14 protein-coding genes are annotated in these 15455 nt (G+C 37.7%); 12 read left to right on the top strand and 2 right to left on the bottom strand.

What is annotated here, in order from left to right:
* Positions 1–17: 17 nt before the first annotated feature.
* On the bottom strand, positions 18–902 hold the full coding sequence (locus BKO01S_RS11545) for a carbohydrate ABC transporter permease (protein WP_157077356.1): 885 nt from the start codon (positions 900–902) through the stop codon (positions 18–20).
* Positions 903–1293: 391 nt separating this feature from the next.
* Here BKO01S_RS11545 and BKO01S_RS11550 point away from each other — a divergent pair, with 391 nt between their 5' ends.
* The 11 genes from BKO01S_RS11550 to BKO01S_RS24380 all read left to right on the top strand — a co-directional run bounded on the left by BKO01S_RS11550 (position 1294) and on the right by BKO01S_RS24380 (position 13441).
* Positions 1294–2178, top strand: a complete 885-nt coding sequence (locus BKO01S_RS11550; RefSeq protein WP_232311225.1) for an ABC transporter permease — start codon at positions 1294–1296, stop codon at positions 2176–2178.
* Positions 2179–2199: 21 nt separating this feature from the next.
* The gene (locus tag BKO01S_RS11555) at positions 2200–2880 is read left to right on the top strand and encodes a YesL family protein (protein WP_084362049.1); all 681 of its coding nucleotides are present in this window, start codon (positions 2200–2202) and stop codon (positions 2878–2880) included.
* Entirely contained in the window at positions 2831–4360 is a 1530-nt protein-coding gene (locus BKO01S_RS11560) for an extracellular solute-binding protein (protein WP_066054072.1), read from the top strand. Before BKO01S_RS11555 ends, BKO01S_RS11560 begins: the two co-directional genes overlap by 50 nt.
* A 102-nt stretch (positions 4361–4462) precedes the next feature.
* Positions 4463–5608, top strand: a complete 1146-nt coding sequence (locus BKO01S_RS11565) for a glycoside hydrolase family 88/105 protein (RefSeq protein ID WP_066053664.1) — start codon at positions 4463–4465, stop codon at positions 5606–5608.
* Complete coding sequence (locus BKO01S_RS11570; protein WP_066053667.1) at positions 5583–6917, top strand: glycoside hydrolase family 28 protein; 1335 nt, start codon at positions 5583–5585, stop codon at positions 6915–6917. The genes BKO01S_RS11565 and BKO01S_RS11570 overlap by 26 nt, the downstream gene beginning before the upstream one ends.
* Positions 6914–7813 carry an alpha/beta hydrolase family protein gene (locus BKO01S_RS11575; protein ID WP_066053670.1) on the top strand — a complete coding sequence of 300 codons (900 nt, stop codon included), beginning with the start codon at positions 6914–6916 and terminating at the stop codon, positions 7811–7813. Before BKO01S_RS11570 ends, BKO01S_RS11575 begins: the two co-directional genes overlap by 4 nt.
* Positions 7783–8712: a pectinesterase family protein gene (locus tag BKO01S_RS11580; protein WP_066053675.1), complete on the top strand. Its 930-nt coding sequence runs from the start codon at positions 7783–7785 to the stop codon at positions 8710–8712. Before BKO01S_RS11575 ends, BKO01S_RS11580 begins: the two co-directional genes overlap by 31 nt.
* Before the next feature lie 25 nt (positions 8713–8737).
* A complete protein-coding gene (locus BKO01S_RS11585) occupies positions 8738–9175 on the top strand; it encodes a DUF4064 domain-containing protein (protein WP_066053678.1) in 438 nt (145 codons plus the stop codon).
* A complete protein-coding gene (locus tag BKO01S_RS11590) occupies positions 9153–10727 on the top strand; it encodes a glycoside hydrolase family 43 protein (protein WP_066053681.1) in 1575 nt (524 codons plus the stop codon). Before BKO01S_RS11585 ends, BKO01S_RS11590 begins: the two co-directional genes overlap by 23 nt.
* 44 nt (positions 10728–10771) lie before the next feature.
* On the top strand, positions 10772–13210 hold the full coding sequence (locus BKO01S_RS11595; protein WP_066053682.1) for an Ig-like domain-containing protein: 2439 nt from the start codon (positions 10772–10774) through the stop codon (positions 13208–13210).
* A gap of 78 nt (positions 13211–13288) precedes the next feature.
* The gene (locus BKO01S_RS24380; protein ID WP_157077357.1) at positions 13289–13441 is read left to right on the top strand and encodes a hypothetical protein; all 153 of its coding nucleotides are present in this window, start codon (positions 13289–13291) and stop codon (positions 13439–13441) included.
* Positions 13442–13488: 47 nt separating this feature from the next.
* Here the strand turns inward: BKO01S_RS24380 and sstT are convergent, their stop codons facing one another.
* Positions 13489–14721: a serine/threonine transporter SstT gene (sstT, locus tag BKO01S_RS11600; RefSeq protein WP_066053685.1), complete on the bottom strand. Its 1233-nt coding sequence runs from the start codon at positions 14719–14721 to the stop codon at positions 13489–13491.
* Between the two features lie 379 nt (positions 14722–15100).
* Between sstT and BKO01S_RS11605 the strand changes: the two genes are divergently transcribed.
* The gene (locus tag BKO01S_RS11605; RefSeq protein WP_066053688.1) at positions 15101–15442 is read left to right on the top strand and encodes a hypothetical protein; all 342 of its coding nucleotides are present in this window, start codon (positions 15101–15103) and stop codon (positions 15440–15442) included.
* Positions 15443–15455: the final 13 nt, after the last annotated feature.

Below are 15455 nucleotides of genomic sequence, written 5' to 3' on the forward strand. Positions count from 1 at the left end.
GCTTTTTCTTATATTCATTATCCTTTTACTGACCCAACGAGAGCACCCTTGACGAAGTATTTTTGAACGAAAGGGTAAGCAATTAACATAGGAACGGTAGCAATCACAATGACCGCCATCTTAATGGTTTGAGCAGGTGGGACCACGTCTACAGAAGAACCTTCCGCTTGCATCCCACTTGATACGATGACAATTTGGCGAAGCAAAACCTGTACCGGCCATTTGGTAGAATCATTTATATAAAGAATCGCTGTCATATACGTATTCCAATACGTAACGGCATAAAACAGGGAAATGGTTGCTATTGATGGGAGAGCAAGCGGTAGCATGATTTTAAGAAAGACTCCAAAATCAGTGCAGCCATCCATTTTTGCTGATTCCTCCAAACTATCCGGCAGTGCTTGAAAAAAGTTTCGCATGATTATTAGATTAAAAGCGTTTATGGCAACTGGTAAAATTAATGACCAATAGGAATCAATTAGCCCGACATACTTAACGACTAGGAAGGTAGGGATCATTCCCCCGCTAAATAGCATTGAAAATACCACAATAAAATTAAAGAAATTTCTACCTAGCAAGTATTTACGTGATAACCCATAGGCCATTAACGCTGTAAGAACCATACTAACCAAAGTACCAATTCCAGTTACTCCTATGGAGACTGCTAATGATTTGAAAATGGTTGGTGTTGATAATATATAGCGATAGGCGTCCAACGAGAAGGTAGTTGGAAATAAAATGAATCTCTTTGCGACAACCTCCTGGGTGGATGCAAAAGAACTCGAGATCACATTTACAAATGGAAGTAAGCAAGCGAGAGCAATTAGTACTAAAATACTTCCATTTATAATAGGAAACAAACCGCCTCCTTTCTTCTTTTTCTGCGTTTTGAATTTGTTCATACAAATCCTCCTCATTGAATTGTTTTATATAATAATAGGTACTTTTACCGTAACATCAGCTAGCGATTACGTATATAATCAGTATCCCACAACTGGAGGATGACGAGAAAGCGCTTTCTTACCTTTGTTAATAATCCGAAACTAAATAAAGTGATCTTTCTGGTGGATTCTAGGGCTAGAAACACAGCAAACAAGCTGTTGTGTAAGCGTAATTATAAAATGATTATGTACGTAATTTATCCATTTAAGTATGCTTGAAGCAAGAAAGAAAACAAAATCGTAACAAGGGGGGAGAAAAATGGAAGGTGCTGTGAAGCAGGAAGATCATACTTTACCGATATTGTCTTCAAAGCAGCAAAAAGTTTTAAAAAGACAAAAACTCTTTGCGGGAATGAAAACGAATAAAATTCTATATCTTATGATTCTTCCTGGAGTACTCTACTTTCTTATCTTTAAGTACTTACCAATGGCTGGTCTCATCATTGCGTTTCAAGATTATCAGCCGTATTTAGGGATCTTTGGAAGTCCGTGGGTTGGATTTAAACATTTTATTCGTCTATTTACGGAACCAACTTTTTTTATGTTATTAAGAAATACGTTAATATTGTTCGCATTGAATCTGGTCATCTTTTTTCCACTACCAATCATTGTTGCACTCATGTTGAATGAAGTTAGGAATAAGTACTTTAAAGCAGGAATTCAAACAATCATTTATATTCCACATTTTATGTCCTGGGTAATCATTGTTTCCATCAGTTTTATATTCTTAAATGTTGATGGGGGAATTATTAATGAGTTCTTAGCTTTAATAGGCTTAGAGAAAATTAGTTTTTTAACTTCACCTGATTGGACAAGAACCGTATATATTAGCCAAATTATTTGGAAGGAATTAGGTTGGTCTACTATCATCTATTTAGCTGCTATTACTGCGGTTGATACCCAATTATATGAAGCGGCTGAAATGGATGGGGCGGGACGTCTTCGTAAAACCTGGCATGTTACCTTGCCTGCCATTCGCCCGGTAATTATTACTCTATTAATTTTGAAAATAGGCAGTACCTTAGATTTAGGATTTGAGCATATGTATCTGTTGCTTAATTCACTAAATCGAAATGTAGCAGAAATTTTTGATACGTATATTTACACGGCAGGGTTAAAAAACGGTCAGCTTAGCTTTAGTACCGCTGTTGGTTTATTTAAAGGAATTGTTGGATTGGTTTTAGTTATTTTATCCAATAAATTAGCGAAGAAATTTGGAGAAGATGGCGTGTATTAAATGAAGTAGGAGAGGGTAACCATGCTGAAGTCAGTTGAAAAAGTAAATCATTTCTTAACGATCATCCTAAACCTCGTGTATGTGAATTTTTTATGGGTTCTCTTTACTTTATTAGGATTGATTCTATTCGGAATTGGCCCCTCTACTTACGCCTTAGTGAGCATTTGTAGACAATGGATTCGTGGGAATCAAAACGTATCCGTTTTCAAAACTTTTTGGAAGTATTACAAAGAGAACTTTAAGGAATCTGTTATCGTCAGTTGGCTCTATTTAGCTGTTGGAGTCATTTTAACTGTTGATTTACTGTATGTTACCAACTGGTATGGAAGAGCTGCTTTATTTGTTATAAGCTTCATGTATTTGTTATCACTCGTTTATATTTTTCCTATCATGGCTCATTATGATTGGAAAGGCATGTTCTTTAAGATTAGAATGTCTTTTCTATTCGGTGTAGCTTGTCTGCAATATTCACTTGTATTAGGTTTTGTGTTAGGTGTTTTTTATTGGGTAGTAACTAACTTTTTTCCTGGCGTCCTTACCTTTTTCGGTATGAGTTTCTTATTCTATCTGATTACTTGGACGGCAAACCAAGTATTTACTAGAATGGAAATAGCAAATGGAGAAGAGCTGAGGAAACATATTAATTATGAAAATGAAAAGGGGAATAGGGATGAAAAAACGCATGAATTCAAAGTTAGCTAGTATTAGTTTGGCAAGTATGTTGTTAATGGCAGGTTGCAGTGATTCAACTTCTGGTAGCAAATCCTCTGAGGGAGAAAAGGATAACAACAGTAAAACTGAAATTACATGGTTAAACGTATTGCATACGGCATCTCCTCCTACTGACACTGTATTAGATCTGATTGAACAAAAAACGAATACAGAAATTAGTTTCTCATGGATACCAGATGCTTCTAAGGAAGAGCGTATTAATACAGCATTAGCATCTGATTCTCTAGCAGATATTGTTACATTGACGATTTTAGAGAATTCCTCTGTCCGCAATGCATTAAAATCAGGAATGTTCTGGAACGTGGAAGAGTACTTAGATGAATATCCAAATTTAAAGGCAATCTCAGAGGAGACACGTAAGTCAGCGTCGATTGAAGGAAAGCTGTATGGGATTCCTTTTCAAAAGGACAAAGCAAGAAATGGTGTGGTTATTCGAAAAGATTGGTTAGAGAAAGTGGGTCTATCTGTTCCTAAAACAACCGACGAACTGATGGAAGTTGCGAAAGCGTTTACAGAAAAAGATCCTGATGGAAATGGAAAAAATGATACGACAGGTTTTATGGATCGAAGTGATTTGATTTACGGTGCATTTAAAACACTAGGTTCCTATTTCGGAACACCAAATAATTGGCAAGTGGATAGCAAAGGGAATTTTCAAGCTGAGTTTGAAACAGATGAATATATCGAAACGATGGATTATATGAAAGAACTTTACGAAAACGGTTGGATTAACAAGGATTTTGCAGTAACAGCAAAAACGGATCAACAACAAAATTTTGCTCAAGGTAAAGCAGGTATTTATGTTGGAGCCTTGTTTGATGCAAAAAATCTACAGACGATGGGTGCAGGAATTCAGGATAATATGGAATTAGCGTTAGTAAATGATATGGTTTCTGATACAAATCCTGACAGAGCCATTTGGTCTGCAGGGAACGGAATTGGCGGATTAATTGCATTCCCTCGTTCAGAAGTTAAGGACGAGGCCGAGCTAAAACGAGTCTTACAGTTTGTGAACGATTTATTAGAACCAGAAATCTATACGTTAATGACCTATGGGGTCGAAGGAACGCATTACAAGCTGAATGAGGAAGGGGCCTATGAAATTATTAATCAGGATTTATGGCAGCAAGAAGTTCAACCGTTTGCCGCATCTCGTCCAAAAGAAACTGGATATGGTCTAAAAGATCCTAATCCGATTAAAACGGAAGCAGATGAGAAGATAGCTGAAAATGAAAAATATGCTGTCTTTAACCCTGCATTTCCATTAGAATCTCCAACCTTTACGACGCAAGGGTCGGAATTACAAAAGGTTATTACCGACGCAACTTATCGATATATTTTAGGTGAAATTTCTCTTGCTGACTTTAAAGATGCAGTTAAGAGCTGGAATGAACAAGGCGGAAAAGCGATTAAAGAGGAATATAAGTCAGCGTACAAAGAAGCGAACTAATGAAAATGGGGGTTTTTCTATTGGGTATTATTCAATAGAAATACCTCCATTCTATATCTTAACCTATGTATGAAGAGTATTTAAAAAAGGAGATGGGTAGTTATGAATTGGTCGGTTCGAACAGCAAACTCAATTATGGAAAGGCTTCCTCGACTTTATGAGGACAAAGGATACAACGGAAAGTGGTCCTATGATTATGGTGTCGTCCTTAAAGGATTTGAGACAGTATGGAAGATAACAGGAGAAGAAAAGTACTTTACCTATATAAAAGAGAATATGGATTATTTCATTCAAGAGGATGGTTCCATTAAAGGGTATGAATTGGACGAATATAATATCGACCATATTAATAACGGAAAACTGTTATTTGTATTATATAAAGAAACTGGAGAAGAAAAGTATAAGAAAGCTTGTGAGTTATTACGCAAACAATTACAGACACACCCGAGAACCTCTGAAGGTGCGTTTTGGCATAAGCAAATATATCCTTATCAGATTTGGCTTGATGGTCTGTACATGGGATCGCCTTTCTATGCAGAATTTCAAACAACGTTTGCCCATGGAGAAGGCATAGAAGACATTATTCGGCAATTTCGGGTTAGTTACCAGCACTTGCTTGATCAAAAGACGAACCTCTTATATCACGCATGGGATGAGAGAAAAGTTCAGCCTTGGGCTGATACAAATACAGGGTTGTCAGAGAACTTTTGGGGACGTTCAATGGGATGGTATTTATTAGCAATTGTAGACACATTAGAAATCCTTCCAAGGGAAACGGAGGGCCGAGACTTACTAGTCCAAATGCTCAACCGAACTCTACAAGCACTAGTAAACTATCAAGATCCTAAAAGTGGTGTTTGGTATCAGGTAACTGATAAGGCGGGTGAGAAAGGAAACTATTTAGAAGCATCTTGTAGCAGCATGTTTGTTTGTGCAATAGCAAGAGGGATACGTCTTGGAGTTCTTGATAGAGAAGAATGGGAAAAACAATTAGTGAAATCCCATCAAGGGTTGCTGGACGAATTTGTTTTGTTAACAAAAGAGGGATGGGTAAATTTAAATAAAAACTGTCAGGTTGCTGGTCTTGGTGGAGCAGATCTACGTGATGGAACCTACACGTATTACATTAGTGAGCCGGTTATTTGTAATGATCAAAAAGGTCTAGGGGCATTCTTACAGGCATTGGCTGAGTTTGAAGAAGTGATGAATAAGGAGCAAAGAAATGACAACTTATCATATTTCTGCTAATCGTGAATCACGTGATGGACAGTTATGGACGGAAGAGATTCAGCGGGTTATTGATGAGGCCTATACGAATGGTGGGGGACGAATTGTTATTCCTGCAGGAGAATATGTAACAGGGGCTTTATTTTTAAAAGACAATATTGAACTTTACTTGTCCCCAGGATCAACCTTAAAATTCTCTGATCAGCAAGAGGACTATCCGGTAGTTGTCTCTCGCTGGGAAGGAGTGAAACGGGAAGTTTATGCTTCCTGTTTATATGCAGAGGATGCCAAAAATATTGCTGTTACAGGCTTTGGAACCATCGATGGGAATGGTAGGAGCTGGTGGCAGATTTTTCGGAATGAACAACAAAAGCTTTCTTACCCAAGGCCAAAATTAATAAGTTTTGACGGATGTAAGCACATTACGATTAGAGATGTAACCTTAATCAACTCCCCTAGTTGGACTGTAAATCCGATTCGTTGTCATGATGTTACTGTTGATAATGTATCAATTTTTAATCCAGCAGACTCTCCAAATACAGACGGTATCAACCCAGAGTCGTGTAAGAATGTAAGAATTTCAAACTGTCATATTGATGTCGGTGATGATTGTATTGCAATCAAATCCGGTACAGAAGATACGGAAGAAAGAGTTGCCTGTGAGAACATTGCCATAACAAACTGTACAATGGTTCATGGTCATGGAGCGATAGTACTGGGTAGTGAAATGAGTGGAGATATTCGAAATGTGACGATTAGTAACTGTATCTTTCAGGATACGGACAGGGGGATTCGGTTGAAGTCCCGTCGAGGACGTGGTGGTGTTGTAGAGGATATCCGGATTAACAATATTGTGATGGAGCGAGTGATCTGTCCATTTATTTTAAATTTGTATTATTTTTGTGGACCTCGAGGAAAAGACAAATATGTTTGGGATAAAAATCCTTATCCAATAACTGATGAAACACCGATATTTAGGAGGATTCACTTTGCTAATATATCAGCACGGAATGTTCATGCATCCGCTGGCTTTATATACGGGCTAGCAGAACAGTATGTATCTGAAATTACATTCGACCACATTGATATCTCAATGACTGAAAATGCCATTCCTGGAAAACCTGCTATGATGGCAGGGATAGAAGAAATGAATAACCGTGGATTTTACGTAGGGTTTGCCCGAGACATCCGATTCCATCGAGTCACGGTAGAGAATCATGAAGGTCCAGCTTTTCATATCGAATGTAGCGAGGATGTTGAAGTAGTTCATTGCAAATCAAAAAATACGAAATCAGAAGAACTGCTTCTTAGGGAAGTAGGAGTGAAATGATAGAAGAAAGACGAAGGCAGCTTTTGGAGTTATTAGGTGAACGTTCAAAACCAAAGAGAATTTTTGGGAAGGTTCTACAAGTAGAACAAAGTTCCAGCTATGTATTAGAGCATTTAATGTTGAATGTAAATGGGATTGAAACAGTTCCAGCTTATTTGGCGAAACCTTTGAATGCGGATCTACCTTTACCTATTGTTATCTATAATCACTCTCATGGTGGGAATTTCGAGCTTGGGAAGGAAGAACTGTTAACGAGCAGCCCTTATTTACAAAGTCCTCCCTTCATTGAAGAAATTACAGGGCTCGGATATGCCGTCTGTTCCATTGATATGTGGGGATTTAATCAAAGAAAAGGGAAACAGGAAAGTGAAATGGTAAAGGAAATGCTTTTAAACGGTGAAACTTTGTGGGGGATGCGTATATTCGATAATATGAGCCTATTAGATTACCTAGGAACTCGACCAGAAATTAATTGTAATAAGATCGCAACGATTGGAATGTCTATGGGTGGTTTAATGAGCTGGTGGTTAGCCGCTTTAGACGAACGGATTAGAGTAACGGTAGACATTGCAGCACAGGTCCACTTAGAAACTCTAATCAAAAAGAGAGGGTTAGATCATCATGGTTTCTATTATTATATACCAAGGTTTCTAAAGGATTTTTCTACATTAGGTGTTCAGGAACTGATTGCCCCCAGACCAAGGCTTAGTTTAATAGGAAAGGATGATCGGATGTGTCCAATAGATGGAGCAGAATGGTTAGATGAACAATTGAGAAAGACCTATAAAGAACATGATGTTCCTTTTAATTGGGAATGCCGGATCCTTACGGGAGGACATCAAGAGACAAAGGAAATGAGAGAAGAATGGAAAACTTTCCTAAAGAAGCATCTTTAAGCTTTGTTAAACAACTGGTTGTCGGAAAACATGGGATATGCGATTTTACTAGTATTCAGGAGGCAATAGATAGCTGTGATACGGTATGGGGTCCAGTTAAGATAACCGTTTTAAGTGGTGACTACTATGAAAATATCAGCTTATATCAATCCAATATATTATTAAAAGGTATTGGAACGGTAAAGGTGATTGGAAATCGATACGCATTACAAAAGGATGAGTATCAAAGGGAAATAGGCACTTTTTTAACGTCCACGCTGTTTATCAACGGTGAAAATGTTACTTTCGAAAATTTCGAGATTATTAATAATGCTGGACCAGGTGAAAAGGTGGGTCAGGCAGTTGCTTTGTACAATGAAGGAAATCAAATCACCTTTAGGAACTGTTCCTTCAAGGGGTATCAGGACACGGTATGTCTGGGTCCCTTGCCAGACGTTCAAAAGAATGGGAAGTGCTTTTCAACTCCAAACATAAAAACGAAATATCAAGAAAATATATGTTATTTTACTGAATGTTTCATAGAAGGCACCGTTGATTTTATCTTTGGTGGGGGAGAGGCGCTTTTCAAAGCCTGTGAAATCAAGTCATTAAAAAGGCCCCAAAACAAAGAAGGATATATTACAGCCGCTTCCACTTCCAAGGAGAAAAATGGCTTTACCTTTTATGGTTGTTACATTACATCAGAAGCTGATGTAAACAATGTTTTTTTAGGGAGACCCTGGCGTCCCTATTCAAAAACGGAATTTATTAATTGTTTAATTGGGCCACATATTCACGAGGATAGATGGAACGATTGGGGAAACAAGCTAAACAGAACCACTGTAACGTACAGAGAAGAAAAAAATAAATATCAGATTAAAAAGATAAAACCGATCCATTGGATTCAGTTGATTGAATAGATTCGAAAGGGAAAGGATCATATCTATGAAGCGAAAATGGGAAGTAATCATTGGATTAATAGGAGCCATACTTTGTGTCATTATGCTAGGTGGGTTTTCATTGACGATGACCACGATGGAGGAAGGTACTTTTGCAAAATCGGTTTTTCCGATATTGCAAGAAGGTGTCTCGATCCATGACCTTTCTCAGAGCTTTGAAGCAATGAAAGCGATAGCGGTATGGTTTGGTATAACGCTATTAATCGTACTTATAAGCGCTGTTATAGCGACTCTTTCAATCTTGAAAAATAAATTTCCTAAAAGAGCAGCTCTATTTTTTTCGTTAGCAGGCTTAGCTACTTTGATTGGTACTCAAATGATTGCTTTTCCAATCGCTTTTTTCTTTTTTGTAACATCAGGATTATGCCTTTTTAGAAAAGTGAGAGATGAGGAGATAGTTTATGTATCGAACAAAAATAGTTAATCCCATTTTACAAGGTTTTAATCCTGATCCATGTATTGTTAAGGCAGAGGATACTTATTATATTGTCGTGTCTTCCTTTGAATGGCTACCAGGAGTCCGGGTTTATCAATCAAAGGATTTAGTCAACTGGGAACATGAAACAGATATTCTTACCAATCAAGTAGATTTACGTGGGAATCCAAAAAACGGTAGCATTTGGGCACCGCAGATTAGTTACAATGATGGGGTTTTTTACCTAGTTTATACCGATGTGAAAAGTACAAACCGTCCATTTAAGGATAGCCATAATTACTTAATCACGGCTCCGAGTATAAAAGGACCATGGTCCAATCCCGTTTATTTAAATAGCAGCGGGTTTGATCCATCCTTATTTCATGATAGTGATGGACGGAAATGGTTATTAAATGAAATTTGGGATTATCGAATGACAACAGGGAACAAGTCTGCAGGTGTGGTTCTCCAAGAATTTGATGAGGAACAAAAGCGTTTGGTTGGACCCGTATATAAAATTTTTGATGGAACAGAATTAGCAAAAACGGAAGCACCTCATATTTACCATCATGGAGAGTATTACTATTTAATCACAGCGGAAGGAGGCACAGGATCCGGACATTCGGTTACCGTATGTCGGTCAAAGAATATTACAGGACCATACGAATTGGATCCGAGCTATCCGATGTTAACAGCTAGTGATAAACCTGAATCCCCGTTACAATGCTCGGGCCACGGCAGTATTGTTCAATCACCACTTGGGAATTGGTATATGGTTTATTTATGTACTCGGCCGTTACTAGCGAAAGCCGCCATACTAGGGCGTGAAACGGCGATCCAGGAGGTATATTGGACAGAAGATGGCTGGCTTCGACTAGTAGAGGGGGGGAATGGACCATTAATTGAAACAGAAATCATAACTGACAAACCACTGATTCAATCAATGAAAACCGACTTCCGAGATGATTTTAAGGATGTTCTTGATAAGGAGTGGAATACCTTACGTATCTTAGCGGATGATTCTTGGTGTAATCTTAAGAGTCGTTCCGGTTATGTGCGTATCATATCAGGCGATTCCATCCAATCCTTGTTTGAACATCATATATTAGCTATTCGTCAAAAAGATTTCTGTTTTCATGCGTTAACGAAAATAGACTATACCCCAAAAACCTATAATCAAATGGCTGGATTACTATTGTATTTAAATGACAGTAATTATCTTTATGCGTACTTAACTTATGATGAGGTTTTAGGACGTGTCATACGATTAATGCAGTGCAAAGACGGGGTGTACACTCTTTTTCCAATCATCATCCCACTAGAGGATGGAGAGGTAGAACTAAAGGTTGAGGTCGATGGACCAATAGGGAAATTCTATTATCGAATGGCAGGCAAAGCTTATTGGCTGGATATTGGAGATTCTCAGGAACTGCTATTTTTAGCGGGAGGATTCACTGGGAATTTTGTAGGAATTGCAGTTCATGATATGGATCAGAAAGCTGGCTCCTATGCTGATTTTGATTATTTCGAATATCAAGGCTTAGATAGATTTCAAGATTAACAGATTTTGAATATAATCTTCTATTTAAAGGAGAGGATGATCCCATGAAATTACAGTCAATTAATAGAAAGAAAGTCCTTACTTACCTAGTAACGACGGTACTAGCTATATCAACTTTTGCTATCCCCCCAACGAAACAGAAGACGCACATCGTCCATGCAACCGATCATCAAGCGGGAAGTGTACTAGCCTTTCCGGGTGCGGAAGGTGGAGGACGTTATACTTCCGGAGGACGCTATGGTGATGTCTATATTGTTACTACATTAGAGGATTATGCATCAGGTGAAAGAGCCATTAAAGGATCTTTGCGCGATGCTGTAAGTCAAGACAATCGATTTATTGTATTTCAAGTATCGGGAGTTATACATCTAAAACAACCTTTATCATTGAAAAACAGAAAAAATCTAACGATAGCCGGGCAAACCGCTCCTGGAGATGGAATTACACTTACTGGTTACGAAACAAATATCAGTGACTCTGAAAATGTCATTATTCGTTATCTTCGTTTTCGTCCAGGTGCTGACAATGTGCACCAGGGAGACTCAATGGACGCGATTTGGGGTAGAAGTATGAAAAATGTGATGATCGATCATATATCAACAAGTTGGTCTACTGATGAGACGATGTCATTGTATCGTGCAGAAAACATGACTGTCCAATGGTCGATTGTTGCTGAAAGTTTAGCCATGAGCGGCCATACGAAAGGACGTCATGGGTACGGTGGGATTTGGGGAGGAGTAAATACTACGTATCATCACAATCTAGTAGCCAATCATACTTCGCGTAATCCTCGGTTAGGTGGAGGGACTGTAGAGGCAGATGACAACAACCACATCGGCTTATTTGATATAAGAAATAATGTCATTTACAACTGGGGTTTTAATACCGCATACGGTGGCGGCCGTTCCTATGCTAATTATATGAATAACTATATGAAAGCGGGACTAGGTACACGTACTAGTGTTGAGTCACGTGTAATTGATGCTGGGGAAAAAGGGAAACCAGGCAAGTTTTACATTTCTGGGAATGTAATTGAAGGAAATGAGGAAGTATCCAGCGATAATTCTAAAGGAGTTTATGTATCGGAAAGTGCTACCCCAACGACAGAGATTGTCAATGAAGAGTTTAAGATGGATGGAACTTCTGAGAGAGCACTACGAACAACATCTGCTGAACAAGCATACAAAGAGGTTCTAGAAAAAGCAGGAGCAACCTATCCAAAACGGGATGCATTGGATGCACGGATTATTAATGAAGTGAAGAAAGATTTAGGTAGATTTGTGAATCACCATGAAGAAGTGGGAGGACTTCCCTATACTGAAACGATTTATCGGTCAGAAAATTTCGATAGAGATCAAGATGGGATATCCGATGATTGGGAGTTCAAAAATGGGTTAGATCCAAACAATGCTAATGATAGCAAAGTGTTATCAGCAGACCATAGTGGCTATACCAATATTGAAAATTACGTAAATTCGTTGATTGATATGGAATATATACCAGAAAATCCTGAGATTTCATTGACATCACCAACTAATAATCAGATTTATAAAACAAGTGATTTGATTACAATTGAAGCAAACATAACAGCGAAGTCAGACATTGAAAAAGTAGAATTTTATAATGGGCATAAGATGATTGGAACGGTAACAAGTGAACCATATGTAGTTCATACCAATCTGCCTGATGGTACGTATTATATATCTGCAAAAGTGACAGATAAAACTGGCCTCCAAACACACGCTACTGCTTCGGCCATACATGTAAATACGGATAGTAACATACAGCAGTGGAAGTCTGTTGATATTGGAAATCCAGGGGTCCCTGGTCATGCCTCTATCCACAGTAATGGGATGATAGTTAAAGGTTCAGGGAAGCTAGAAAAAAATGACGATGATTTTCATTTTGCTTATCGTAACTTGGCAGGAGACGGAGAATTAATTACTAAAGTAGAAACCATGACGCCTGTCGATCATCATGCATTTGCGGGATTAATGATACGAGAGGGGCTTGAAAAAGATGCGAAAACAGTAGCCTTAGGCCTTTCTTATACAAAATCTTATTCGTGGAAGGAAAAGGACCCGCTAACAGGGAAAGAAACCACCCATTATAGAAATCCTTGGTCAGCTTATTTAGCCTCACGATATGAAGTAGGTGGGAATATGGACAAATTAGGTGAGAACCTTGATTCACCAAGTAGCGCCATTGAATCGGGTGTTGCGTTACTAAATGATATACCGTTTAAAGATAAAGAGCATTCTCTTGGGTATTACCTAAAGCTGAAACGAACAGGGGATGTGTTTCGAGCAGAAGGATCCGTTGATGGAATCAACTGGACTCTTATCGGAGAACGAACAATAGATATGAATCAAAAGGTTTATATTGGGTTTGCTGTAGATGGGAACAAGGTTGATAATGAACTAAATAATTTAAATACAGCTACTTTTTCTCACGTGCAATTTACCTATTCAAAAAATCAATAAGGGTTTCTGTCTCGTTCATTGTATATTTAATAAGTAATTCCCTCACACTACCTCTAGAATGATTTGGAGGGAGATATAATGGAACAAATAATTTCGTTGGATAGCAAGTTATCTGGAATGTTAAATGAGTTAAAGGATCATTATGATAAAGAAACTAGTAAATCAGTTAGTTACGACGAGTTAATTAAGGAGTTGATTATTGCCCATTATTATATGGAGGTAAAGAAGTAATAAGAACAAACCCCATTCACGACTGTGAATGGGGTTTGTTAGTTGATTTACGCACTAATCTTAACAACTTTACCTTCTTTACGCTTTTTCGCGTATTCAGCAGTTGCTGTATACAGGACGTCAGATGATGAGTTAAGAGCCGTTTCACAAGAATCCTGTACCACACCGATAATGAAACCTACTGCAACTACCTGCATGGCCACATCATTAGAAACTCCAAATAAGCTACAAGCTAAAGGAATAAGTAGGAGTGAACCACCAGCAACACCTGATGCACCTGCAGCAGAAACTGCTGATAAAACGCTAAGGATAAGAGCAGTACCAATATCTACTTGAATACCAAGAGTGTGAACAGCTGCAAGAGTCAGAACAGAAATCGTGATTGCTGCACCTGCCATATTAATGGTTGCACCAAGTGGAATTGAAACAGAATATGTGTCCTTATCTAAATCTAGTTTTTCACATAATGTCATGTTTACAGGAATATTTGCCGCTGAACTACGAGTGAAAAAGGCAGTGATTCCACTTTCTTTTAGGCATTTAAACACTAATGGATATGGATTTGTACGAACATTTACATAAACAATGATTGGATTCACAACAAGAGCAACAAAGAACATACAACCGACTAGAACAAGAAGTAATTTTCCATAGTCTAATAAAGCAGATAGTCCGTTTGCTACAATCGCATCGTATACAAGTCCCATGATACCAATTGGTGCTAAGTTTATGACCCATTTAACGATTTGAGAGATCGCATTTGAAAAGCTCTCTAGTAAGTTTTTTGTAGAGTCATTAGCACTACGTAAAGCAATTCCAAGAAGGATAGCCCAAGTAAGAATACCGATATAGTTGGCATTGATTAAAGCATTTACTGGGTTATCAACAATATTAAATAATAATGTTCGTAAAACTTCTACAATTCCACCCGGAGGTGTAAGGTCCTCAGCCCCTGATGTAAGTGTTAAGCTGACTGGGAAGATAAAGCTTGCTACAACGGCAACAAGTCCGGCTAAAAACGTACTTGCAGCATATAATCCTACAATGGATTTCATATTTGTTTGCTGACCACTTCTATGCTTAGAAATGGCATGCATAACCAAGAACAGAACTAACACTGGGGCAACAGCCTTTAGTGCTCCAACGAATAATGAACCGAAAATAGAGACCCATTTGGTAGCATCAGGAATGGCTAAAGCAAAAATAATCCCCAAAATCATACCAACGAGGATACGTTTGACTAAGCTCACTTCGTTCCACTTAAGAAATAGATTTTTCATTTGACCCTCCGATTTTATAATTTAATGATAAAGGCAAAGTACAAAGCTATTTTGCTTTGCTGCGTTAATACCTGTTAGTTTAACACGAATATTATAAATTGTGAAATAAATTATTATATTGAAATATTTGAATTTTCTTTTAGTTAATATAAATAGTGAAAACGTAACGATGGGTAAAAATGGTGGAAGTTGCTAAATCAACTACTTTGCGGGTTGACAGAGGATTTTGGATAGAAAAATAAAAAGAAAATGACAAGAAGATTAAATGTTCGGAATATTATATAAATGTTATTCTTTTAATAATGTTTATATACGGTGATATAGCATCATCTATTCTCATACAATTTTCTTAGAACATTGTTTCTAAGGAGATGAGGGTATGAATCATAAAATGCAAAAAGCACTTCTACTCGCTGAAAATATAAAGGGTTTTCTTCTGTATGTTGAGAAGCATAAAAATAACTTCATGGTCGATGCGGATAAAATGTATCAAGTAAAACTATTTATTAAGGAATATAAATTCAAAATTATTGCGGATGAACTTCATAGAATCAACCAGTTTGAATGGGACGAAAAGTACACGTATTATTTAGTAGATAGCTTCCAAAAAGGACTCACCACTATTGATGAATATGTACAATATAACTACAATGATTTATTTATTTTAACAGCAAGGCTATATACATTAAAGAATCTTAGTCAATCTTTTGTTATTCAGTAGTTTACACATTACC

Origin of the sequence: Robertmurraya korlensis NBRC 107688 (genome assembly GCF_001591645.1) — a bacterium.
Classification (GTDB): domain Bacteria; phylum Bacillota; class Bacilli; order Bacillales; family Cytobacillaceae; genus Robertmurraya_A.

Excerpts from the sequence above, each read along its gene's own strand:
- BKO01S_RS11545 (WP_157077356.1), bottom strand. The coding sequence starts at position 902 with ATGAACAAATTCAAAACGCAGAAAAAGAAGAAAGGAGGCGGTTTGTTT.
- BKO01S_RS11550 (WP_232311225.1), top strand. The coding sequence starts at position 1,294 with ATGAAAACGAATAAAATTCTATATCTTATGATTCTTCCTGGAGTACTC.
- BKO01S_RS11555 (WP_084362049.1), top strand. The coding sequence starts at position 2,200 with ATGCTGAAGTCAGTTGAAAAAGTAAATCATTTCTTAACGATCATCCTA.
- BKO01S_RS11560 (WP_066054072.1), top strand. The coding sequence starts at position 2,831 with ATGAAAAGGGGAATAGGGATGAAAAAACGCATGAATTCAAAGTTAGCT.
- BKO01S_RS11565 (WP_066053664.1), top strand. The coding sequence starts at position 4,463 with ATGAATTGGTCGGTTCGAACAGCAAACTCAATTATGGAAAGGCTTCCT.
- BKO01S_RS11570 (WP_066053667.1), top strand. The coding sequence starts at position 5,583 with ATGACAACTTATCATATTTCTGCTAATCGTGAATCACGTGATGGACAG.
- BKO01S_RS11575 (WP_066053670.1), top strand. The coding sequence starts at position 6,914 with ATGATAGAAGAAAGACGAAGGCAGCTTTTGGAGTTATTAGGTGAACGT.
- BKO01S_RS11580 (WP_066053675.1), top strand. The coding sequence starts at position 7,783 with ATGGAAAACTTTCCTAAAGAAGCATCTTTAAGCTTTGTTAAACAACTG.
- BKO01S_RS11585 (WP_066053678.1), top strand. The coding sequence starts at position 8,738 with ATGAAGCGAAAATGGGAAGTAATCATTGGATTAATAGGAGCCATACTT.
- BKO01S_RS11590 (WP_066053681.1), top strand. The coding sequence starts at position 9,153 with ATGTATCGAACAAAAATAGTTAATCCCATTTTACAAGGTTTTAATCCT.
- BKO01S_RS11595 (WP_066053682.1), top strand. The coding sequence starts at position 10,772 with ATGAAATTACAGTCAATTAATAGAAAGAAAGTCCTTACTTACCTAGTA.
- BKO01S_RS24380 (WP_157077357.1), top strand. The coding sequence starts at position 13,289 with ATGGAACAAATAATTTCGTTGGATAGCAAGTTATCTGGAATGTTAAAT.
- sstT (WP_066053685.1), bottom strand. The coding sequence starts at position 14,721 with ATGAAAAATCTATTTCTTAAGTGGAACGAAGTGAGCTTAGTCAAACGT.
- BKO01S_RS11605 (WP_066053688.1), top strand. The coding sequence starts at position 15,101 with ATGAATCATAAAATGCAAAAAGCACTTCTACTCGCTGAAAATATAAAG.